This window comes from Streptomyces sp. NPDC050263, assembly GCF_040655955.1.
Lineage (GTDB): Bacteria > Actinomycetota > Actinomycetes > Streptomycetales > Streptomycetaceae > Streptomyces.
On the sequence record NZ_JBFAKW010000125.1, the window covers coordinates 1 to 20,830 of the forward strand.

Here is a 20,830-nt window from a genome sequence, read left to right on the forward strand (position 1 = left end):
TCCGCCGCTACATCATCTGGCGAAACCGCCATGCCGACGACCGGCGCCTACGCGCCGTCGTCGACAGGGCAAACGTTGCCTGATCCGGCACTAGATCGTGTCCGGGATCGCATTGTGGCGCTCCGCCGCGACGCGGAGCAAGATCTCACGCAGCACTTCGCGTGTGCGTCCGCGAGTCTTCACTGCATGGCAGTTTGGGCAGAGTGCCACCATTTGACTCGGGTGATCGCGACCGCCGCTAGCGAGGTCCACTACGTGATCGACTTCGAGTATCGGATGCTTCCGATCGGTCACATCGGCAGGCTGGCCCGTGCACCGTGGGTTCTCGCAGCGTCCTTTGCTTCGGCCCAGGACGAGATGGCGGGCGGCACGTGAGCGCCTAGGACTTTGCGTGGTGCGGGAGACCCGTTTCTCTCTGGCTTTCGCTTCCCGCTGCTCGACTAGCCTGCAGCCGCGTTCGTATTCGGCTGCCGTGATGAGCCACTGCTCTGGCTCTCGCTCGGTCGTCTCAGGGAGGTCGGCTGCCTCGAAGTCGCCCAAACCGACGTCAGCGAGAAGCGGGGTGCAGTCGAGGCCGTCGAAGAAGGTGTCGACAAGCTCGTCGATCACGGCAAGGCGGGTTACCTCGGATTCTTGGACCAGCTCGTACAGCGGCTCGGCCAGGCCCCCAACCGGCTGGTTGGCAGCGAACCAACGGCGTACCTTCGCGTCACCGTGTGCGGTGGGCACGGGCTCCGCGTAGTCGTGCAACACCCAGACCCCGACGCGGTGGAGAGACGCGACGGGATAGTCGGGGCGTGGCCGCTCTCCCCTCACACCGTGTCGCTCCAGGAGGGTCTTGAGGGCCTCCTCGGTTTCGGACCAGGGAAGCAGCTGGGACTCACCGCGCAGCGCTCGGCCCATAGCCCATAGCAGTGCGATTGGTTGGTACAGGGCGGGGTGACCGGAGGAACGGTTCACCTGTAGATGAGTGATTCGGTGGACGAGGTCGTCAGGGGTAAGACCGGTCACCGGATGTTCCTCCGCTATATCGAAGCCGAGACCCCTCAGCAGTCCGGCGGCGTGCGCCGCGCCGCCGGAGAAGTAGCTCGCGGCCAGCGGCTGCTGACCGGGCAGGAAGCCGTGTGCGGCACCGACGATCGCCTTTGAGTCGTAGTTCTTGCCCTCGTGTGACAGTAGGTAGCGCCGGGCGCGCCGGAAGCCGTGACGCTTGAGGAAGGCCTCGCGGCCCAGCCGATCGCACTCTTCGATCGCCTTCTCGACCTCGCAGCGTGTTATGTCGGTTAGCGCCATGCCAAAACACTACGTGAAGGGGCTGACTTGTCCCCTGCGGCGCCGCCCGCATCACTCCAGTCACACCGCCGGTACCGACCCCCGCTGGGTGTCCGCCGAGCCTTCGCTGATCTGCGGCACTTACAAGTGCGGGGTCGCCGGTGAAGGTAGAGCGGGGAGATGTACAGGTCCCCGTCGGGGGCGGTGTTCGGCACGGTGGGACTCCAGGAATGAGGGGAGGAGCGTCAGCGCTGCCGTCGGGGTCCGGCGTGCGTGGTGAGCGTGGGCGGCGCGGCCGGGGGCGCGGCGACGGGCGTTGCCTGAGCGTGCGCGCTGCGGGCGAGCGCTGCTGCGGAGCGCGAATTGGGCTGGCTCGTGTCCCTGCGAGTGACCGATACGAGTGAGCGGTGGCGGTCGGGAATCTGGTCCGTGACGCGGGGCACGGGGGTGGGGTCTGTGAACACGGCAGTCGCGGCCGCTATGAGGTGCTGCGGGGTGTACCGGCTGAAGAAGGCTTGCCAACTCGGCGTGTACACGGGGTTGGTGCCGGCGGACATGCGCCACGTCGACTTCTCGGGCGTGAGCAGCTCGTCGTATTCGTGGAGCCAGCCGACGCGCATCTGGTAGGCGGCGTGGCCGTCGGGCGAGACGCTGCGGAAGGGCCGGGAGCCGTGGACCGGCTCCCACCGGTGGCGGGCGATCAGGGACGCGGGGCTGGTGCCGGTGTAGTGCCTGCCGCCGCTGAGGTGGTCGGCGAAGTTGTTGTGCAGTCCGTCGACGAGGGTCTTGGTGAACGCGGCCACGATCTCGTGGGGTGTTTTGCGGTCGAACGTGGTGATCCAGTCGGGGACGCCGAGCGGGTCCTCTGCGTAGGAGATGGTCCACCCGCCGTAGATGCTCTCCACGGGGTTCGCGACGCGTACGCGCTGGCACGGGCTGGTGAAGTAGGTGTCGGTGCCGAAGGCGACGGTCTTGGTCCAACTGGGAGCGAGGTCGAGGGTGTTGAAGATGCTGCGACTGTCGCCGGGACCGGCGAGATAGCCGGGGCTGACCAGGACGTCGGCGTTCGATTCGAGGGCGCGGGGAGCAAGGCTGGGCATGCGGGGGCCTTCGGGTGGTGGTGCGCGGATGGCTGGGCGGATCGTGTTCGGGAGCACGCGGGCACGATCGCGGCGGCGGGATCTGGCTGAGGGCACGGGAGTCACCTGGTCCGGGGCGGGTGGGAGAGCACGGTGAGGTGGGCCGGGACGCGTGGCTGGGGGTGGGGAGCGTGCGAGAACAGCTCGGCGGAGGCTGAAGGGCTGCGGCGCACGGCCGTGCTCGCCCACGTCGCCTGCTGAACGGTCGAGCCGTGCCGGCCTGAGTGAGTTGCTGCCGGGCGGGCGCGGTGGGCGAACTCCGCGAGCTCGGTGTACACGGGCGAGAGTCCGTGTGCCGCGGACGTCAGACGGTACTCGACGCCTCGGCCGGACAAGGGGCTCGTGCGGGTGATCAGCCGGTCGGTGAGGAGCTGTTGGATGCGGTAGTGGAAGGAGCCGGTGGCGAGCCCGGCTTCGTTTCGCAGCGCACCATTGGGAAGGGGGCCGTGCTGCGCGAGGGCACGGAGGACGTCGACCGCGCCTTTTCCGCGAAGTCGGCTGAGGGCGACTTCTGTGCGCTCTGCCTCGGCGAGCGACGACTTGTTGTCGGTGAGGTGGGTGCGGTGCCAGGTGGCGAGCGCGCGGTGGACGTGCTGCGTGGTGCGGCCGAGCGGGGTGAGGTCGTACACCCCGAACTGCGGTCGCTCCAGGAGGCTGCTCGTCTGCATGCGGCGCACGATCTGGGCCATGGCCTGGACTCCGACCCACGGTAGTGCGGAGTTGATGTCGGACAGGCGCATGGGGCCGTGGTGCTGGATGGTCTGCAGAGTCCAGGTGGTCCAACGCGGCGAGAGGCGGGTGACAGCCTGGTTGACGAGCTCGGTGGGAAGGGCGGGCGTGTGGGAGAGGTCGGGCACAGCGAGTTCTCCGAAGGGTGGTTGAGCGCCGTCAGCGGGACCGCGTGACACGTTCTGATGTCGTGCGGGCCGTGGTGGTGGTCGGTGCCGCAGCCGTCTGGGCATTGGTGGTGGCCGGCCCGCTGTGGCGGTGCGGGGAGCGGGCCCTGGCCGCCTGGGCACGCCGGCCGAGCGGGGACGCGGCGGTGGCTTCCCGCTCGCGCTCCAGCCGAAGGGCCGCGGTTCGATAGGCGGCCTGGTCCTGCCGCTCGCCGACGGCCAGGAGGTAGATCTCCCGTTTGTGCTGCGAGGAGGCGGGAGCATCCCGGTACTGGATGACCAGCCGCCAGCGGGTCTCGGGATCGACGTAGACCTTGTGACAGCCCGCCAGTTCGCGTTGCAGGGCAGCGCCGCGTTCGTTGCCGTGGACCAGGTGCTGTAGTTCGAGCAGGGCCAGGTCGCGGATGTTCTCCGGTACGGCGCGCAGGTCGGCGAGGGCCTCGGGATGGGCGGCGAAGGCGTACCGTGCCCGGCTCATCGCGTGCCCCCACGGGAGTGAGCCGGGGCAGGCTCTCCCGCTGACCGCGGTGGTGACACGGGCGACGGAGCCACAGCGAGGCCGTTGCCTGTGACCGTGGAGCGAGCGCGGGCGGCTGCCGTTCGGCGGCCGGCAACGTCCTGTGGGTCAGGTGCCAGAGGCAGCGGCGACTCCCGCTCCATGACCCACGTGTCGGCCTCCTCGGCGCTGGTGAAGGCGCCTTCCCGCACGGTGTAGGAGCGCAGGTCCTTGGTCGTCTCTTCGAGGAAGAGGCGATACGGCGTGCGCACGGAATCGGAGTGGCTGTCGTAGACGAGGGTGCGTACCTCGACGCCGGAGTCGAAGGAGCACAGGTTGTCGGTGTAGTGGTCGAGGAGCTCGTACCGGTTGCCCGGGTTGGTCCGGAGGAGGCCCTCAAGGCGTGCCGTGAGTGCGTCGGCGGGTCGCGGACCGTGGTGGTTGGACACCTCGGCGGCTTCCGGCGGGCAGCCTCGGCGGATCAGCCAGTTCTGCGCCAACGGGACGACCGGGTGGCGCTCGGACGCGAAGTCGAACGTCCGCTGCTCGACGTCTCGGGTGATGTGCAGCGTGACGTACTCCGCCGTCCCGGGGATGCCCCAGATCGCGGACCGGTCATACAGCAGCAGGTGGCTGTCGCGGCCATCCGCGCGGTGGTGCTCGGCGAGGGTGACGAACAGGTCGTCCGCGAGCATGGTGGAAGCGAAGTCCTCGCAGATCTGTTCGGTGGCGGCTTCGAAGCCGTCGATCCTGTAATCCGGTGCGGGAGGTTCGTACGTTGGGGCCATCTCAGACTCCGACCGGCTCGGGGGAAGCCAGCAGCCGGTGATGGGGTCGGGCCGCACTGGTGGTGCAGGCCCCGAAAGGCCCGTCCGGGGTGCGGAGTTGGAGCAGAGCCGGGTCGAGGTGGTCGCGGTGCCAGGTGGAGGGACCGGTGAGGCCGGCCTGGGCGTCGGTGAGCTGCTGCCAGGCGAGCCACAGGGCGTGCAGCCGGGCGACGGCCTCGGGGTGCTCCTGCCACTGCCGGCACCATGGGCGGCCGGTGGTGATCTCCCGTCCGTACACCGGTAGCAGCAGGTCGTGCACCCAGTTCGTCAGCGCGGCCAGTTCCACGGCGTACGCCTTGGCGCCGAGCGCCAGGATGAAGACGGAGGCCGGCCCGCCCTCCACGGGGGCGTGGGGATCACCTCCTGCCGGGGCGGAGGCCGATGCCGTGCCGCCAAGGTGAGCGGCATCAGCCTGTTCACTGCCATGCGGAGACGGCTGGTCGTCGGTGAGCCGGGCGAGGGTCTCGCCCTGTTTGCGGCTCTCGGTGACGAGGCGGGTGACCGTGGCGACGAGGTCGTCCAGGTCGTGGTCCGGTATGCGCACCGGCTTGCTCTCGTGGGCGGGTTCGGACATGGCTACCCCTGGTGCGAGTTCTGGTGGGTGGGGTGTCGAGGTTCCGGAGAAACGGGGGTTTGGCCCGGCCGGGAAACGGGTGTAGAAGCGCGGCTCAACGCTGTGCGTGATGGCGGCAGGCGGGAGGAGGCGGTGCCAGGAGTTTCAGGGCGCGGGCGGCCTGTTGCGGCACAACTCCGTTGCCCAGAGCGGTCAGTTGGGCGGGGCGTCCCAGGCCGGGTGTGTCGGTCACCCAGCCGGGAGGGAGGCCTTGCATCCACTCCACGAACAGCGGGCTCAGGCGGCCCGCGTCGTCGGTCGGCCGCGGTGCGGGCCGGGTGACCGTCTCCCATCGGGCGATGGCGGCGGCGTACGGTCCCCAGACCTCGTTCCGTCCGTCGTTGGCTTCGGCTCGGTGAACAACGGGAGTACCACTGCCGAGAGGGGCGGCCGGAAGCCTGCTCCGGGCCGACGGCCCGCTGTGCCGGTATCGCTCGCCCGGGGTGTCGGAAGCAGCCGCGCTGCAGCAGAAGGCAGGGTCAAGTCCCCATTGCCGTGGCGCTGGTTGGGTGAACCCTTCGTGCCGTCCGAGGCTTTCGGGGTGGGCAGGAGCCACTCGACCTCGTCCGCCAGGTTCGGTCCGTGGCCGCCCTGCTTGCGTTTCGCCGGGTGCTGACTGCCACCGTTGGCCCCCAGGTTGCTGGTCGGCGTCTTGAGCAGGGGCGATCCGTCCGGACGGCCAGGCGGCGAGGAAGATCCGCTCCCGGCGGTGCGGGGCTCCGACGTCAGCGGCGCGAAGCACGCACCAGCGCGCATCGAACCGGAGGTCGGCCAGGGAGCCAAGTACGGCACCGAGTGCTCGCACAGCAGGCTGACCTGCGGTGTCTCCCAGACACCACGGGCAGAATTCCACGTCGCCAGGGGAACCGGCGGGCGAGGAGAGGAGCCCGCGGACATTCTCGATCACCACCAGACAGGGGTTGAGGGCCTCGATGGCGCGCACGACGTGATGCCAGAGCCCGGAACGGGTGCCTTCGGCCAGTCCGGCGCGGCGGCCGGCGACGGAGACGTCTTTGACAGGGGAAGCCGGCCGTCAAGACGCACACCCCGGGGACGTCGGCCCAGTTCACACTGGTGATGTCGCCGAGGTTGGGCACGGCGGGCCAGTGGCGGGACAGGATCCGCGAGGCACCAGGATCGACCTCGGCGTGCCAGGCGAGCGTGCCCCCGAGGGCGGCCTGGACGCCCAGGTCCAGGCCGCCGTAGCCGGAGCACAGGCTCCCGATCAACGGCGGTGCCGCCGCCGAGGCCTGGTCAACGGCCATGGCGGGGTGCCGGAGTGTAGGCGAGCCGGACCGGACCCGGGGCGGGTGAATCCGCCGGCAGGCGGTAGATCGAGTTCGTCGGCCGTGCCGAACGGCTCAATGCCGCAAGGACACGCGGCGGCGTGCCGTCCAGCCGGTCCGCCGCGCCCCGCAGGGTGTCGCTCACCTCCTGCAGATCGTTGCGTACGAGCTCCATCCGCTCCTGGACGACGCGGAAGGCAGCCTCACGGGCGTCGCGCAGATCTGCCGAGTCGGGGGCTTCGGCGAAGCGGCGCAGGAAGCCGAACTGGGTGTACGCCTCGGTGTAGTTCTCCGTCGCGCGTCCTGCGGGCACGGCCGCCGAGGTGTACGCGTAGATGACCGGCCCGAAGTCGAGCCCGGGGGCCTCGTCGACAGCTCGGAAGAGGACCTCGTCCGACAACTCCTTGACCAACCCCGTCAGCGTGGCGAGCTGTTTGGACGCGGTGACAAGATCGAGAAGGCCGCTCGGGCTCTGGGGGACGGCGATCTGAGTGCGCAGCTTGTCGAACTCCCGGGCAACGAGGTACAGCTCGCCCTGCTCCAGGGCGGCGCGACCGGTGTGATCTGTCATGACGGGCTCCGGCGAGTCGGACGGTCGGGTGAGGGGGAGTACGGGGCTGCAGCGGTCGCCGGAGTCGAGGCGGCGGTGGCGTGGGGGCGGCTGCGGGATCGGGCCGCGTCGATACGGGTCTCCGGCGGGGAGGCAGCCGACAAGCTGCCCGTACGCGGTGGCGCGGGTTCGGTGCCGGAAGCGGCCCGTAGGCGACGCCGGACCTCGTCCAGCGGGCCCAGGGCGTGCAGGGCGTACCCGATCAGCCGTCCCGGGGCCAGGGACTCGTTGTCCGCGAGTCCGCGCACCTGCCGGGCGGAGGCCGCGGCCGTGCGGACGAGCGAGGCCTGGACGACCTGTCCGCCGAAGTGCTCGGCCACACCGGAGAGTGACAGCGGATCGCAGATCCGCAGGACGCGTTCGGCGTCGAGCGTCCCGTCGGACAGCGCACCCCGGCGCTGGGTCTCCCACAGCACGGTCAGCTGATCGACGGGTTCGCCCCGGTGATGCAGCGCGCCTAGGGCGCGGTAGATCTGCTGATGGCCGATGTCCGCGAAGTCGCCGGGATGCAGCCAGCCGACGACGTCGAGCAGTTGCTCGGGCCGGGCGCTGATGCAGCCGAGAAGGAACTCCTCGTCGGCGAGGACCTGTTCGTCGACGGGCTGCGGCTGCGGGGAGGACAACGTGTTCGGCGCCGGAGGCTGTACCGGTCGCGGCTCGGTTCCCCACCGATGGGCGAGGTCGCTGAGGACATCGGACAGGATCTGGGCGTGACGGACAGTCTCTTCGACTCCGCCGCGGACGGCGTCGGCACGAGCGGCCTGGTGGAGGCGGATCGCGTGCTGCGTGACGCTGCGGTGGATGGCGCCCTCCAGGACCATCCGCCCGTAGACAGGCGCATGGGCGGTTCGCGGGCACGCGGAGATCAAGGAGTGGGCGTACGACGCGGTGAGCCCACGGGTCCGGGTGCCGGCCTCCTGCACGGTGTCCGTCACCCAGGACAGCGGGATCGGGTCTCCGCTCTTCCCCGTTGTCGCCGGGTGACCGTCGGCACGGAGCCTGAGCATCGCGGCGTAGAGGGCGGCGTGCGCCGGACGGGAGAAGTGATCGGGCCGCAGCCAGGGCGCGAGCTGGTCGAGCTGGCCGGGGTCGAGGAAGACCGAGCCCAGGACTGCCTGCTCGGCCTGGACGAGCGGCTTCACCACCGGTCCTTGCGTACGGCCGTGCGCTCGGTGCGCAGTTTCGCGATGACGCGGTCGGCGGCGGCCATGTCGGCGGCGAAGCGGTCCAGCTCGCCGGCGAAGTCGGGGTCCGAGGCGGGGACGGTGCCGGTCGGGGTGACCAGCCACCAGTGGCCGTCGCGGCGTACGGCGGGAGTGCCGGCAAGCCGCTCGTACGGGCGGACGGATGCCCAGGTCGGTACGGGGTGGGACACGAGAACACCTCAGGAAGAACAGGGGGAGGTCGAGCAGCGGCTCGGGGACGCGGTGGGCCGTACCTCCGCGCGTCTCGTGCGGACCTCGCGCCGGGCCGGGGCGGTCATGCCGCCGGGCCGAAGTCGTCGCGGTGCAGCTGCTTGGCCAGCGCGCTCGGTGATGGCCGCGGTCGCCCGGGCCGAGGCGGCGCCGAGCCGGTCGGCGTCCGGCTCGCGGTACCACGGCTTGAGATCGAGGAGGGCGGGGCGGACGCCGGTCGCCAGCAACAGTGCGGAGCCCTTGGGCAGCGCCCGGATCGCGTCGGCCGGCAGCACACGCTCCTGACGCATCGACACCGACGTCGACCTGCCCGACTCGCTGGTGGACACGGACACCGTGCGTACGTCGTGGTCGCCGACGAGCCGGGAGAGCTTGTCCGCGAAGTCGGCGTCGTCGATGCCGGAGCCGACCAGCTTGATCGTCGCGGCGGACCACAGGGCATCCATGCCGGCCTCGCCCCACACCCGTACGCCCTGGCGGTAGGACTGCAGGATCGTGATCGGGATGACGCCACGGGACCCGAGGTGGGAGTAGAGGTCCGGGAGGTCCGAGATCTTGCAGACGTTGGCGGCCTCGTCGAGGATCGCGAGCAGCGGCGCGTCGAGGCGCCCGCCGTCGCGTTCGGCCTGGATGACGGCCGCGCGCATCACCGCGTCGGCGGCTGCGGCGATGATCGCCGAGGCGGAACCGCCGCCGTCCTTCGACAGCAGGAACAGGGTGTCCTTGCTGGTCGCGAACGCCTCGGGCTTGAACTCCCGTACCTTCTCCAGACCGTTGGGAGGGGTGACCCAGGCGGCGATGGCCGGGTCGAGGAGACAGCTGGCGTACTGCCGGGCGGTCTCGAAGATGCCGTCGCGGGTCTCGACGGCTCCGGCCACGGTGCCCTGGAGCTGGGCGGCGACGGCGTCGAGCCCGGCATCCTGTAGGAGGTCGATGGGGGTGCGGTCGGCGGGGGAGGCGAGCCAGGCCAACACATCGGTGATCGGCCGGTGGTCGCGGGCTGCCGCGAGGAACAGCGCCGTGAGGGTGTTGGCGGCGGCCGTGGACCAGAAGTCGCCCGCGCTCGACTCGTCCACGGACGCGGTCACGAAGTGACCGGCCAGCCGCCGCGCCCCGGCGAGATCATGGGCGTCGGCGAGGACGTCCCACCACATGCTCTGCGGGGCGTGGGCGATCTGCTGCGGGTCCAGCGTCCACACCGTGCCCACCCGGGAACGCTCGTCGAGCGTCGCCGTGAAGGCATCGCGGGCCGCCTTGTTCGAGGTCAGCAGCACCGGGCCGGGGGCGCGCAGGATCGCGGGTATCGCAAGGCCCGAGGTCTTCCCGGAGCGGGGCGCCATGATCGCGAGGAGAACGTCCTCCCAGGAGGAACGGACCTCGGTGCTTCCCGGCTTCAGCGTGCCCAGCAGCACGCCGCGGTCGTCCGGGACCACTGCCTTGGGCTTGACGCCCTTCAAGCTGGGCCGCAGATCGATCGCCTTCGCGGCGATCTTCTTGGGCAGCAGGTCGGCCAGGTCCCGACGATCGGCCAGCCCGCTGGGATTCCGGCGAAAGCGCAGCCAGAGCCGGGCGCCGAGGACGGCTGCCGCGGTGAGTGTGGCGGCGGGCAGCAGGTAGCAGCTGGTGAGGACGGCGGGCTGGGCGAGATGCGGCCAGACGAGCTCGGGGTGCAGGAGCGCGTTGGTCGGCTGGAAGGCGGCCCACGGATCGGAGCCGGCCACGGCGTTGGCGAGGTTGCCGAACAGCCAGGCCAGTGAGCCTCCCGTCATACCGAGACCGGCGATGCCGATCAGGAGGTAGAGGAGGAAGTCGGTGCCGGTGGTGGTCGAGGGCGTGCTGGTACGCGGAGATGGCAAGGCGGGATCCAGAGGGGTGCGGACCTACGGGTGGCGGCGGGGCGGTGGGTTGCTCTGGCGATCACGAGTGGGCTCCTTGCGGTTGGGGCGGTGAGCAGGGGAGTTGGACGAACAAGAGAGGGAGCGATCAGCGAGTCCGGCCCGGCTTGGGCGTGACGGGAGGCGCGGCGGCGGGCTCATCGGAGGCGGCGGGCGCGGCTGCGGTGCGTGGGCTCGGGGCCGTCGCGTAGTAGCTGGCGACGCCCTCCTGCCAACTCCGCTTCCGGGGCGGCCCGAGCGCCCGCATCTGGCCTCCGGCGCGGCGCAGGTCATCGCCGAGGGAAGTGAGCGTGGAAGCAGCGTCCTCGAAGACGTGGGACAGGTCCCAACCATCCGCGGTGTCGACCACGTTGGCCTGCACGGCTGCAGCCTCGAAGAACTCACCGAGGCGGACGAGTACACCGTCGTCCGGATCCACGACGTGCTCGACGAGGTCGGCCGCCCCCACATACGTCTCGGCTCCGTTGAGCAGGTCGGTCAGGGCGAGGATCTGCTGCCCGTAGACGCGCGTGCCCAGTGGATCGGTGGGCGTGGCGACGCGGGTGACGTCCAGACCGGGATCGAGTTCGACCTGGTAGCCGACGGCCACGAGCATTCGGGCGGCATGGCTGGCCATCTGGTTCTCGCGTTCTTCGCCCATGTCCCAGGGCAGGCGGTACCAGAAGGAGAGCGGCGTGGTCTCGATGACGAAGCCGGCGCGCTGGAGGAGGGTGACAGCCAGCTCGTCTCCCCCTTCGGCGGTGACGTTGCCGGTCGGCTCGCGGGTGATGACGACATCGGGCGTGGTGGACATGGAGGCCTCCGCAGACGGTCAGAAGTGGGGGTTCTCGGTGGGCCGGTCGCCCTCGGCGGCTGCCAGCAGCTCGGGCAGGTCGGCCGGGTCGGCATCGCGCTGATCCAGCCACCACCCGGCACGCGTCAGGGGCCGTACGGCGTTCTCAATGGCCGCCCACTCCGCCTCGCTGGTAGTGCCTTCCATGACGAGAGCGGTGTACGCCGCGGCCACGAGCTGGTGGCGGCAGCGGGTGCCCCAGGCGACTGCGCGGTCCGTGCCGTCCAGCGGCGGCATCCGGTACCGCGTCGACCATTCCTCGGCCTCGGCCTGCTCGACGGCTCGCTTCTTCGCCAGCCACTCGGCCTTCGACTCGGTGTCCTCGCCTTGGGCGGCACGCCAGCAGTCGGAGCAGTCGTGCTCGGCGAGCCAGCGGGCGTAGCCGGCACGCCGGTCGGCCGGGCGGTCGGAGAGGTCGGTCTGAGTGGTGTCTCCGCAAGCGTGGTTGATGGTCCAGATCTTCTTGACGGCCATGAGCCGGACTCCTTGTGCGATCGAGAGAAAGGTCAGCGCGTACGGCGAGGGCTGGACGGGGAGGCCGGTGAGTGGGCTGCTCCGTCCGGGGAGACGGACAGGGTGGCCGGGCGGGTCGGGGAGGACGCGAGAGCTGCGCGGGCGCGGGCGGTGTGCGTGACGGACGGGATCTCGTACCGGCTGAGCAGCGGCACCTCGGACAGGGGTGGGGCGTTGTCCGGGGTCACGTCCGGCATGACCGCCAGGTCGAGCTGGGCGGTGACGAGTTGGTCGCCGAGGAATGCGACGTGGTGGGCGATGGTGCGCAGGCGCAGGCCCAGCTCACGGCCGTTGGCGGTGCCGAGCCGCTCGCACTAGGCGGCGGCCGTGTCGATGAACTCTTCCAAGTCGCCGACGACGCCGTGGTGTTCGTCGAGGATCTGCTCCAGGACATCGGCGACGTCGGCCGAGCGGCGCAGCTCGTGCAGTTCCCCGGTCAGGGCGGTCAGCGGCTGCCCGGGCAGAGCCTGGCGTGCAGGTACTCCGTCCGGCGTAGGGATCGGGGGCGGCAGCATGATGCGGGGGTCGGCGGCGACCGAGAGGCCGGCGTCCTGGAATTCGCGGCTGGCGCGGGCCACGGTCCGCACCGCCGTGTTGTGCGGGGTGTCGCCGGGCAGGACGTAGAGATCGAGGGCGCTGCTGTGGCGGAAGTGGTGCCTGCGCAGCACCTCGTCGAGGAACGGCCGGTCGTCCGCCACGGCGGCGGCCACCCCGAGGCCGGGGTGAACGCCGAAGGCGACGTCGGGCTCGAGTTGCAGATTCATGGTGAAGGCTTCCTTCGGCTCGAACGGCCTAGCGGGCGCGGACCGGTTGCTGGGCGGCCGGGGCCCGGCGGTAGGAGACGGTGACGTCGGGCCGTTGCGGCACCGAGGTACTGGCGCGGGCCGGGGAGATGGCGGTGGCGGCCTGGGCTCGGCGCTGCCATGTCGCGGGAGTCGGGTCGGGACGGCCGTTGCCGCGGATGTAGGAGAACGCGTCGAATGCGAGATCGGTGCTGTCCAACCGGCTCTCGACGTAGCGCAGATCGCCCTCGCCGTGCAGAAGTACGCCCTCGCGGGTGCGCAAGTCGGTACCGACCGCGCGCAGCGTGCCGTCGGGGTCGCGGACCTGGTCGTGCACGATGATCCGGGCGGCCCGGATGTCGGCATCGAGCGTGCGGGCGGAGGCGAAGACCGCCTCCCCGCCGCTGAGAACCTTCGGGGCGGTGCTGTGCTCCGGCCCGTCGAGGAGACCTCGGCCCGGGATGGGCCGGGTGGCCGGGTTGAGGTCGTACGCGGCGTCGGAGGAGACGCTGTACCGCGCGGCGCGCAACGACTGGACGGCCTGCTGCCCACGCCGCAGCAGGTCGCGGTTCGGCTCGGTCAGGGAGTACAGGCGGCTGCCAGGCAACCGATCGAAGCCGACTCGCCGCAGCATGTGATCGGCGACGTGGTTGTCGTGCGACATCGCGGCCACGACGCCGTACTGGTCGTGGTGGGCGATGGTGATGTGCGGGGGTATTTCCGCCACGAAAGGTGCACCTCGCAGAGGTCGGGGCCGTGCGGAGGACGAGGATGTGGCCCGAAGAGGGATTTGGCGGGGCCGGGGAATCTGCGCTAGCGCGATCGGCGCACGCGGTCGTGCGTGAGGAGGCCGGGTGGCGCCGCAGCGGCGGACACCGCCGTCATCGCGAAGCTCTGGCGGATCGCGTGCGGGGACCGGGCGCGGGCGGCCTGGATCTGCGCGGACTGCTGTGACCTGGCCGGACGGCCGCGCAGGCCGCGCTCGGCTCGTGCCATCTCGACGAGCGCGCCGCCGCTTTCCATCCAGGTCAGGGAGTAGTGCCAGCCTTCGGCATTACGCTCGACGACGGCCTTCGCGAACGCGGCCTCGGCGCGAGGGTGATCCGGCAGGAGCGCACCGGTGACGTCCTCGAAGTCGGCCTGAACACGCGCGCCGCCCTCCAACGCCTCGCGCAGCACCCGAAGCCGGTACGGCCACTGCCCATCGGCACGATCCTTCGGATCCAGGAACGGGAGCGTTTCCTCGGTGTGGGCGACCAGGGCAGGGCCGTGGCCGAGGAAGGGAGCGAACTGCGCCCACATCTCCGCATCCCGTTGCTGCTGCCGCAGGCCGTAGCGCTCGTCGAGGGGCCAGTGGTCCGCATCGCACAGGCTGTCGGAGATGGCGTCCCATTCGGCAAGGACCCCCTCGCCGGCAGCTACCGCCATGGCGACCTGTTCAATGAGTGCTTCACGTACGGCCTGCTCGTAGCGGGGAAGCAGCCGGTTGGCCACCGCCGACGCCGCGCGCGCCGGGTCCGCGTCGACGACGATGCCGTCGGGTGCTTTCACCCGGTCCGCGACGTCACTGCCGCTCGGCTGCAAGGCGGCGACCAGAAACTCACGTTTGCGCCGCGGGCGGTCGACGACGACCAACTCGCAACCGGTGTCGCTGGTGAGCACGGCGTCCCGGGACAGCACGAACTGATCGAAGGCCCAGTTCACATGCCCGAGGTCCCAGATCCGCTCCGCAAGGGGGAACTGATCGGAGTGCGCGGCGTGCTCCTGGGCGACGACGGCCCATGAGCCGGGCAGCCGGGCGGCGAGCCCCTCGGCGAACGCCACAAGATTCGCGCGGCCGTTGTGCCTGCGGACGGCGGAGGCGACCTGGCGCACTGAGGCCGACGCCGTGAAACGAGATGCTGGGAGGCTGTCACCGCGCGTGGTCGGTGTCGGGTCAGCCCTGACGGGGGCCCGCTTCGTTGGGCGGCAGAGCCTGCCGGCCGTCGAGCCGCCGCGAATCGTCAAGGACGCCGAACGGGCCCGTGGCCAGAGGGATATAGCTGTGAGAGGCGTTGGCCGCGCTTGCGCGGATGTAGCGCCGGACGAGCCGATGCACCACGTGGCGGACCTTGTACTGCTGATACATGGAGACGGACTTCCTAGGAACGCTCGGGGTTGGAAGAACAGGAGGCCGGGACGTCGCGCCGGCCCCCTGAACGGTGGAATTGATCAAGGACGAGTGATCGCGGCCATTCGGGCGTCCGTGTCAAACAACTCGCGCTCCCGCGGATGCAAAAGATGTTGAGTAATGAACGATCGGCCGGCCACCTTCCACAGGCCACGCCCCTTGGTGAGGGCGGAGACGGCCTGCGTCTCGACGCCGGTGAGCCCCAACAGGGATGCTGCGTAGGCGAGTTGGTCGGCCTCCTGGCGGTAGATGATCCGGGTGGAGCAGTCGGTGAGCAGGCCCTCGGCCAGGGCCCGGCCCCGGGAGCCGGCATCGCCAGCGGCCAACAGATCGCTGAGGCGGTGGATGACCATCAGGTTCGCGATACCCAGGCCGCGGGAGAGCTTCCACTGGCTCTGCATCCGTTCCAGCAGGGCGACATGGCGCATCACGCGCCAGGCCTCGTCGTAGATGACCCAGCGCTGGCCTCCGGAGGGGTCGGCGAGCGCGGACTCCATCCAGGCGGAGGAGCAGGTCATGGCTAGGACGAGCGCGGTGTCGTCGCCCGCACCGCCGAGGCGGGACAGGTCGATGGACAGCATCGGCGCACTCGGGTCGAACGCCACGGTGCTCGGCGCGTCGAACATCCCGGCCAGGTCGCCGTGCACGAGCCGGCGCAGCGCGTGGGCGAGGTCCTCGGCGGCATGCCCGAGACGGCCGGACAGTTCGCCGAGCGCGGCATCGAGACGCGCGGGGGAACCGAGGACGTAGGCGACCTCGCCTAGCAGCGGTGTTGTGCCGTTGGCCTCGGCGTAGGCGACGACCTGGTCGAGTGCCACATCAAGGGCGGTGTGCTCCATAGGATGCAACTCGCGCCCCAGGACCGTCTTCGCGAGCGAGCCGAGCAGCAGCAGGCGCCGCTTGCGGATCTCGCCAGTCCAGTCCTCCTCGCTGACGCCGTACGGCCGGGCGGGCGCGTCCAGGGGGTTGAGGCGTCCGGGCAGGCCGGGGCCGAGTGCGATGGTCTGACCGCCCAGCTCCTGGGCGACGACGGTCCACTCGCCCTTCGGGTCGCAGGGCACGTAGATCCGGTATCCGAAGGCGACGGCGCGTACGGCGAGGGACTTGGCCAGGGCGGACTTGCCCATGCCGATGATCCCGGCCAGCAGGATGTTGGGGTTTGTGAAGCCGTCGAGGCGCCCGTACAGGGCGAACGGGTCGTACGTGAAAGCCGCTTCCGCGTGCACGTCACGGCCGATGTAGATCCCCTGAGCGCCGAGGCCGCCCTCCGCAAGAAAGGGGTAGGCCCCGGACGCGGTGGCCGTCGTCATCCGGTGGGCGGGAAGCTTGAGACGGCCGCCGCGGGCGGACGTCGGACCGGGCCGGCCGCTGGCCGGGTAGGTGGCCCGCAGCTCGGGATCGAGACCGGGCGCGGTCGGGCGGGCTTCGGGACGTGCGGCGTGCCGGGCCTGGTCGCGGGCGGCGGCGAACTGGTGACGGGCGGCGCGCGCCGTACGGCGGTCGCTCTTGCGCGGGACGAACAGCGGGCTGGCGCTGGCGCGGGTACGAGAGGCCATGGTGGTGGTGCTCCTGGCGGTCAGTGGCGGGTGAGGCCGGTGAAGGGGTCGCGCAGATCGGCCGGTGTGTGGTCACGGCGGACGCGGGTGGCGGTCGCCAAGTGGCGCTGACACACGGTGAGTTCGGGCGCTCCCTCGGGCAGCCGGGCCCGGCACGCCTCCCGAGTGGGCAGGCGGCCGGAGCCGGGCTGAGGGGAGGCATGGAAGGCGGCGTGGAGGTGCTCGGCTGCCTGCCACAGCCGAATCCGGCACGCCCGCAGATGGTCGCCTTCCGCCCTGGCCACCGGGGTGGTGCGGGCGGTGTGGGCGTCGAGCAGCCCGTAGAGCGCGACGACGTGGGCGTGCAGGGAGTCGAGTTCGGCACGGCCGGCGGCGATGGGGGCGACCGGCATGTTGATCGCCTGGTGGAAGTCGAGCGCGGCGGTGGCGAACGGGACGAAGTCCGGAGCCAGTTCGGGCAGGGGCTCGCTCGGCATGAGGGTGCCCTTCGGTAGAGCGCGAGAGGGTGGTGCAGGTGCGCTACGGGCGGGCGAGGGGCAGGGCGGCGTTGGTGAAGGCCTCGGCCTGCTGCCAGGTCAGGAGGCGCAGGTCGACGAGGGCGGCGACGGCGGCTGTCTCGATCGCCGCGCACACGGCGTTGAGCTGCTCGTCGGTGTCGGCGCTCACGGTGAGCAGACCGGTCAGGGCGACATCGGCGTGCCCGGCGATCAGCTGGCGCTCGCGCTGCTTGATGTCGGCGTACTCGACCGAGTCCTCCTCGGAGTCGACCTGACCCTTCCGCTGCCGCTCGGTGGCGTCCGCAATCACGGTGGCCTTGCGGCGCTGTACGTCCTTGAGCGCAGAGTCCAGGCCCTGGGGCTCGTACGTCAGCGAGAGCGACCGGCGCACGCCGGAGGTGAACAGGAGCTGGTGCAGGAAGCCGGGGGAGGTTTCGATGCGGGGCCAGTTCTCGATCCAGAACGTGGCGTGGTGGGCCGAGTCGGTCTGGATCCGGTCGGCCTTCTCGACCAGGACGACGGGGCCGGCGGCAGCGGGCTCGGCCTGCGCGCGGCCGGAGGAGGACCACTGGTCCAGGGCGGCCGAGGCCTTCGGGTCGTACGCGGTACGGATCACGGCGGCGATCTCGGACGCGTCCAGCCAGCCGCTGGGAGTGAGACCGGCAGTGCGGGCGGCCTGGTCGAAGGTGGAGGTGAGCTGTGCCAGGACCGCGAAGCCGCCGGTGAGCCCGCCGCCGGCCTGGTTGATCAGGCGGCGGGCGGCCTTGAGATCGAGGGCGAGCGCGACGTATGCCTCGTGCGGGGCGGCGGCCGGTCCGGCTGCGGCCAGCAGGTCACGGTAGATGGGTCCGGCGAGGTGGGTCGCCTCGTTGCCGTGCTCGTGCCAGTAGCGGTTGAGGGCGTCGCCTGAGTCCGGCACGGTGCGCTCCAGGACCTGGACCCGGGCGATGTGCCCGGTGCGCGCCAGGGCCGCCAGCGTGCGCCCCCAGCCTGCGACGTTGCTGGACTGGGTGGCCGGGTCGAGCAGGGCGAAGGCACGCGAGGAGACCTTCACGACAGCGGTGAGGGTGCCGTGGTGGGGATCGTGCACCGCGCCGAAACGGCCGCGCGGGGCGGTGACCACGCGCAGGGACGCTGCCGTGCCCGGGAGATGGAGCAGGCCCTCGCGGCGCGGCCGGGTGGACGGCCGTGCCAGCCAGACCAGCTGGCCCCGCAAGCGGCGCAGTGCGTACCGGGCGGAGATGGGTGCCCAGTCGGCGAGGGACCGTCCGCGATGGCGGATGAAGACTGCAGCCAGGATGGCCGCCCACAGTGGTATGAGCTTGAGCGCTCCGGTGACGCCGGAGGTGAGCAGCACCGCGAGCAGTAGCAGCCCGGTGATGGTGACAACGATCAGCTGAGGAGCCGACAGGCCGAGCAGTACGCCGCGCCGCGAGCGGTGCGGGAACTTCACGGTGGCCGGGCCGTCAGGCTGAGAGGTGTCGGAGAGCATGGCGAAGCCGTCCTTGGAACGTGAAGAGCAAGAAAGAAAAGAGGAGGAGGAAACGGGGCAGGCGGCGCCGGAGGCGATCTGCGCCGCCCGCCCCGTCAGCCGAGGGCTACGAGCCCGATCCACCCGGCGGCTGGGGATAGACCCACCGCTGCGGCGTGGCACCGCCCTGTGGAGACGGCCCGCTCACCGGTCCGGTACGCCGGAGTGCCGGCGGATCCAGGTGCGTGACGTGCGGTTGCGCCACCGCCGCGCCTTGCGGCGTCGGTCCCGAGGAGACCGGTGCCGAGTCGGCTGCCGTCTCCTGCCCGGGGCGCTGGATCAGCGGCTGACCGCGGTCACCATCGGTGGGAGGCCGCCGGATCAGTGCCCGGCCCTTGTCGCCGGTGGCGTTCGGGTCCTCGCCGAAGCGGAAGTGGGTCTGCTTCGGCTGGTCGGCCCCGGCCGATCCGCCGGTCGGGTCGATGCCGGAGGCGACACCGCCCGAGCCCTGGCCCGGAATCTTCGACGGGCCCTGCGGAGCACGCATGCCGGTGCCCGCCTGCATCGCGAGCTGGCCCGCGGTCTTCGCCGCACCGGCAGCCACTGCGACCCCGGCGACGCCCGTACGGTGCAGATCGTCCTGGCCGCCGCCGTCGGCCGCCCAGTGCACGAACTTGTACGTGGCGTAGGGGCACAGCATCACCAAGACCATGACGACGATACCTGCCATGGCATCCGACAGGGCGGCGAGCCCGTCGGAGGCGTCGCTCTTGCCCATGGCCGAGACGCCCAGCAGGAACACGATCGTCATCAGCAGCTTGCTGACGATCAACGTTGCGGTGGCCTCGATCCAGCCGCGCCGCCAGCGCCGCGCCACTTCCCAGCCGCCGCCCGCGCCGGCGAATACCGCCAGCGTCACTAGGACCAGGATGCCGACCTTGCGGGCAACCATCACCGCCCAGTACAAGAAGGCGCCGATGGCACACCCCAAGCCGACCATGGCGGGGATAGTCCAGCCCAACGCGTACATCGGGCCGAGGTTGTTGACCTCGATGACGCGGCGGATCGCGTCGTCGACCGAGCTGTTCGCCGCCTTGAACAGTCCGGCGGACAGCGCGTCGACCACGGTCAGTGCGACGGTGGTGCAGGCGATGGCGGCGAACGCGAACAGGACACCCGCCACCGTCCCGGTCACCGCCTGCGCGAGGGCGCGCTCGTCACGGCGCCAGGCCGCGCGCATCAGCTGCAGACAGAACGTGCCGACGGTCAAGATGAGACCGATGGGCAGCAGCAGCTCGTAGTTGCTGCGGAACCACTCGGCGTTGAGATCGACGGCCGTGGTCTTGTCGACGGCCGTCGAGGCGAGGTCTGCGGCGGACTGGGCCAGCTCGCCCATCGACTTGGCGATCCAGGCACCGATGCCATCGGTGATCGCCTCGCCGGTCGAACCGACGACGCCGCCGACGGTGCTGCACACCGTGTCCATCAGGGGAAGGTCACAAGCCCCCATGAGGGCACCTCCTTTCGGGGATTGGGGGCGATCAGGGCGCGACGCTCGGCAGCACGCCGACGAGGGCACATGCCTGGTCGGGGCGGCACTGGACGGCGAGCGTCGTGGAGCGGGACTCGGCTCCGGCCCCGGAGCCCTTCCAGGCGATGGACTGCTTGCCGGTGACCGTGACGGCGTAGACGTACGCCTCGGTGATCGCGCCGGGGTCCTGGGCCAGGGCGGTCTTGAACGCCTGCGGGAAGTGGCCCTCGCCGACCTTCGCGGTCGCGTGCTGGTCGTTGTCGTGCATCCGCGACCACAGCACCGGGGTGGGCACCTGATCGGAGACGGACTCCCAGTCGGCGTACTTCTTCTCGTCGGTCATCCACCGGTTGAGCCCGGCGACATGCTCGGCCCGGGAGAAGGAACGGGTGTCGTACGTCCACAGGACCTTGGTGGCCGCCTTGGCGAAGGCGATCGGATCGCTCGTCCGGGGCGGTGACGCGACGGCCTCACGCTTGCCGTCGGTCGCCTCCGGCGAAGCCGCCTGCGGCGTGGACTTCGGAGTCGGGGAGGGCTTCGCCGAGGCTGGGCTCTCCGCGCGGGTCAGATACGCGAGGAGGCCGGCGACGGCCAGTAGCACGGCGAGGACGAGGCCGCCCATCAGGGCACGTCGCAGGACCGACGCGGGCGCCCCGTACGTGCGCTCCTGAGCGGTGAGGGAACGTTTCTTGGACATCAGTGAACCTGCGTCCCCATCGCCGAGAAGAACGCGACGATGCCGTTGGCCGCGCCGAGCAGCAGCGCGCACCCGGCGGCGATGACCGTGCCCTTCTTCCCGTTCGCCTCAGCCTGGTGGCCGCCGCTGTGATGGCCCCACGCCCAGACGATGGCGGAGATGGCCATGGCGCCGACCACGGCGATGATCCCGAAGAGGTTGATCGAGGAGATGACGTTCTTCAGCACGTTGAGGCCGGGGAGACCGCCCTCCTTCGGCGTGATGCCGGGGTTGTACGCCAGGTACTGGGCGTGCTGCATGAGCTTCACTTGGAACTCCAGTGCGAATGTGGG

At 70.8% G+C, this 20,830-nt stretch carries 24 protein-coding genes and 2 pseudogenes; 1 reads left to right on the plus strand and 25 read right to left on the minus strand.

The genetic code is table 11. The features are described from left to right. Positions 1–83, plus strand: a pseudogene (locus tag AB0J04_RS36890) (transposase); the annotation flags it as partial. Positions 84–90: 7 nt separating this feature from the next. Here AB0J04_RS36890 and AB0J04_RS36895 read toward each other — a convergent pair. The 25 genes and pseudogenes from AB0J04_RS36895 to AB0J04_RS37015 form a co-directional block, all read right to left on the minus strand. Continuing rightward, complete coding sequence (locus AB0J04_RS36895) at positions 91–1,293, minus strand: HNH endonuclease signature motif containing protein (RefSeq protein ID WP_363172980.1); 1,203 nt, start codon at positions 1,291–1,293, stop codon at positions 91–93. Between the two features lie 224 nt (positions 1,294–1,517). Continuing rightward, positions 1,518–2,372 carry a DUF317 domain-containing protein gene (locus AB0J04_RS36900; RefSeq protein ID WP_363172981.1) on the minus strand — a complete coding sequence of 285 codons (855 nt, stop codon included), beginning with the start codon at positions 2,370–2,372 and terminating at the stop codon, positions 1,518–1,520. 101 nt (positions 2,373–2,473) lie between these two features. Beyond that, positions 2,474–3,268, minus strand: a complete 795-nt coding sequence (locus tag AB0J04_RS36905) for a winged helix-turn-helix transcriptional regulator (RefSeq protein ID WP_363172982.1) — start codon at positions 3,266–3,268, stop codon at positions 2,474–2,476. Between the two features lie 31 nt (positions 3,269–3,299). Next, positions 3,300–3,785 carry a hypothetical protein gene (locus tag AB0J04_RS36910; RefSeq protein WP_363172983.1) on the minus strand — a complete coding sequence of 162 codons (486 nt, stop codon included), beginning with the start codon at positions 3,783–3,785 and terminating at the stop codon, positions 3,300–3,302. After that, positions 3,782–4,591: a hypothetical protein gene (locus tag AB0J04_RS36915; protein WP_363172984.1), complete on the minus strand. Its 810-nt coding sequence runs from the start codon at positions 4,589–4,591 to the stop codon at positions 3,782–3,784. Before AB0J04_RS36915 ends, AB0J04_RS36910 begins: the two co-directional genes overlap by 4 nt. Position 4,592: 1 nt before the next feature. Continuing rightward, positions 4,593–5,204 (minus strand): DUF4913 domain-containing protein, encoded by a 612-nt coding sequence (locus tag AB0J04_RS36920; RefSeq protein ID WP_363172985.1) that lies wholly within the window; start codon positions 5,202–5,204, stop codon positions 4,593–4,595. A gap of 94 nt (positions 5,205–5,298) precedes the next feature. Then, on the minus strand, positions 5,299–6,225 hold the full coding sequence (locus AB0J04_RS36925) for a DNA cytosine methyltransferase (RefSeq protein ID WP_363173009.1): 927 nt from the start codon (positions 6,223–6,225) through the stop codon (positions 5,299–5,301). Between the two features lie 91 nt (positions 6,226–6,316). Further along, positions 6,317–6,508: pseudogene (locus AB0J04_RS36930) on the minus strand (hypothetical protein); the annotation flags it as partial. Then, positions 6,498–7,100, minus strand: coding sequence for a hypothetical protein (locus tag AB0J04_RS36935; RefSeq protein WP_363172987.1), 603 nt, complete (start codon positions 7,098–7,100; stop codon positions 6,498–6,500). The gene AB0J04_RS36935 and the pseudogene AB0J04_RS36930, both read right to left, overlap by 11 nt. After that, positions 7,097–8,281: a DnaB-like helicase N-terminal domain-containing protein gene (locus AB0J04_RS36940; protein WP_363172988.1), complete on the minus strand. Its 1,185-nt coding sequence runs from the start codon at positions 8,279–8,281 to the stop codon at positions 7,097–7,099. The genes AB0J04_RS36935 and AB0J04_RS36940 overlap by 4 nt, the downstream gene beginning before the upstream one ends. Continuing rightward, positions 8,278–8,514, minus strand: a complete 237-nt coding sequence (locus AB0J04_RS36945) for a hypothetical protein (protein ID WP_363172989.1) — start codon at positions 8,512–8,514, stop codon at positions 8,278–8,280. The genes AB0J04_RS36940 and AB0J04_RS36945 overlap by 4 nt, the downstream gene beginning before the upstream one ends. 9 nt (positions 8,515–8,523) lie before the next feature. After that, the gene (locus AB0J04_RS36950; RefSeq protein WP_363173010.1) at positions 8,524–10,323 is read right to left on the minus strand and encodes a TraM recognition domain-containing protein; all 1,800 of its coding nucleotides are present in this window, start codon (positions 10,321–10,323) and stop codon (positions 8,524–8,526) included. A 214-nt stretch (positions 10,324–10,537) separates the two neighbouring features. Continuing rightward, a complete protein-coding gene (locus AB0J04_RS36955) occupies positions 10,538–11,242 on the minus strand; it encodes a hypothetical protein (RefSeq protein WP_363172990.1) in 705 nt (234 codons plus the stop codon). Between the two features lie 18 nt (positions 11,243–11,260). Continuing rightward, positions 11,261–11,755: a hypothetical protein gene (locus AB0J04_RS36960; RefSeq protein WP_363172991.1), complete on the minus strand. Its 495-nt coding sequence runs from the start codon at positions 11,753–11,755 to the stop codon at positions 11,261–11,263. Between the two features lie 32 nt (positions 11,756–11,787). Continuing rightward, positions 11,788–11,991: a hypothetical protein gene (locus AB0J04_RS36965; RefSeq protein ID WP_363172992.1), complete on the minus strand. Its 204-nt coding sequence runs from the start codon at positions 11,989–11,991 to the stop codon at positions 11,788–11,790. A gap of 117 nt (positions 11,992–12,108) precedes the next feature. After that, positions 12,109–12,558, minus strand: a complete 450-nt coding sequence (locus AB0J04_RS36970; RefSeq protein ID WP_363172993.1) for a hypothetical protein — start codon at positions 12,556–12,558, stop codon at positions 12,109–12,111. Positions 12,559–12,586: 28 nt separating this feature from the next. Beyond that, positions 12,587–13,303, minus strand: a complete 717-nt coding sequence (locus AB0J04_RS36975; RefSeq protein WP_363172994.1) for a hypothetical protein — start codon at positions 13,301–13,303, stop codon at positions 12,587–12,589. Positions 13,304–13,389: 86 nt separating this feature from the next. Then, positions 13,390–14,451: a hypothetical protein gene (locus AB0J04_RS36980; protein ID WP_363172995.1), complete on the minus strand. Its 1,062-nt coding sequence runs from the start codon at positions 14,449–14,451 to the stop codon at positions 13,390–13,392. A gap of 61 nt (positions 14,452–14,512) precedes the next feature. After that, positions 14,513–14,704, minus strand: a complete 192-nt coding sequence (locus tag AB0J04_RS36985) for a hypothetical protein (RefSeq protein WP_363172996.1) — start codon at positions 14,702–14,704, stop codon at positions 14,513–14,515. Positions 14,705–14,787: 83 nt separating this feature from the next. After that, the gene (locus tag AB0J04_RS36990; RefSeq protein ID WP_363172997.1) at positions 14,788–16,302 is read right to left on the minus strand and encodes an ATP-binding protein; all 1,515 of its coding nucleotides are present in this window, start codon (positions 16,300–16,302) and stop codon (positions 14,788–14,790) included. A 20-nt stretch (positions 16,303–16,322) separates the two neighbouring features. Beyond that, the gene (locus AB0J04_RS36995) at positions 16,323–16,778 is read right to left on the minus strand and encodes a DUF6238 family protein (protein ID WP_363172998.1); all 456 of its coding nucleotides are present in this window, start codon (positions 16,776–16,778) and stop codon (positions 16,323–16,325) included. Positions 16,779–16,821: 43 nt separating this feature from the next. Continuing rightward, on the minus strand, positions 16,822–18,291 hold the full coding sequence (locus AB0J04_RS37000; protein WP_363172999.1) for an SCO6880 family protein: 1,470 nt from the start codon (positions 18,289–18,291) through the stop codon (positions 16,822–16,824). Between the two features lie 106 nt (positions 18,292–18,397). Next, positions 18,398–19,780 carry an ATP-binding protein gene (locus AB0J04_RS37005; RefSeq protein ID WP_363173001.1) on the minus strand — a complete coding sequence of 461 codons (1,383 nt, stop codon included), beginning with the start codon at positions 19,778–19,780 and terminating at the stop codon, positions 18,398–18,400. A 31-nt stretch (positions 19,781–19,811) separates the two neighbouring features. Beyond that, the gene (locus AB0J04_RS37010; protein WP_363173002.1) at positions 19,812–20,498 is read right to left on the minus strand and encodes a hypothetical protein; all 687 of its coding nucleotides are present in this window, start codon (positions 20,496–20,498) and stop codon (positions 19,812–19,814) included. Next, positions 20,498–20,797 carry a DUF6112 family protein gene (locus AB0J04_RS37015; RefSeq protein ID WP_363173011.1) on the minus strand — a complete coding sequence of 100 codons (300 nt, stop codon included), beginning with the start codon at positions 20,795–20,797 and terminating at the stop codon, positions 20,498–20,500. The genes AB0J04_RS37010 and AB0J04_RS37015 overlap by 1 nt, the downstream gene beginning before the upstream one ends. Positions 20,798–20,830: the final 33 nt, after the last annotated feature.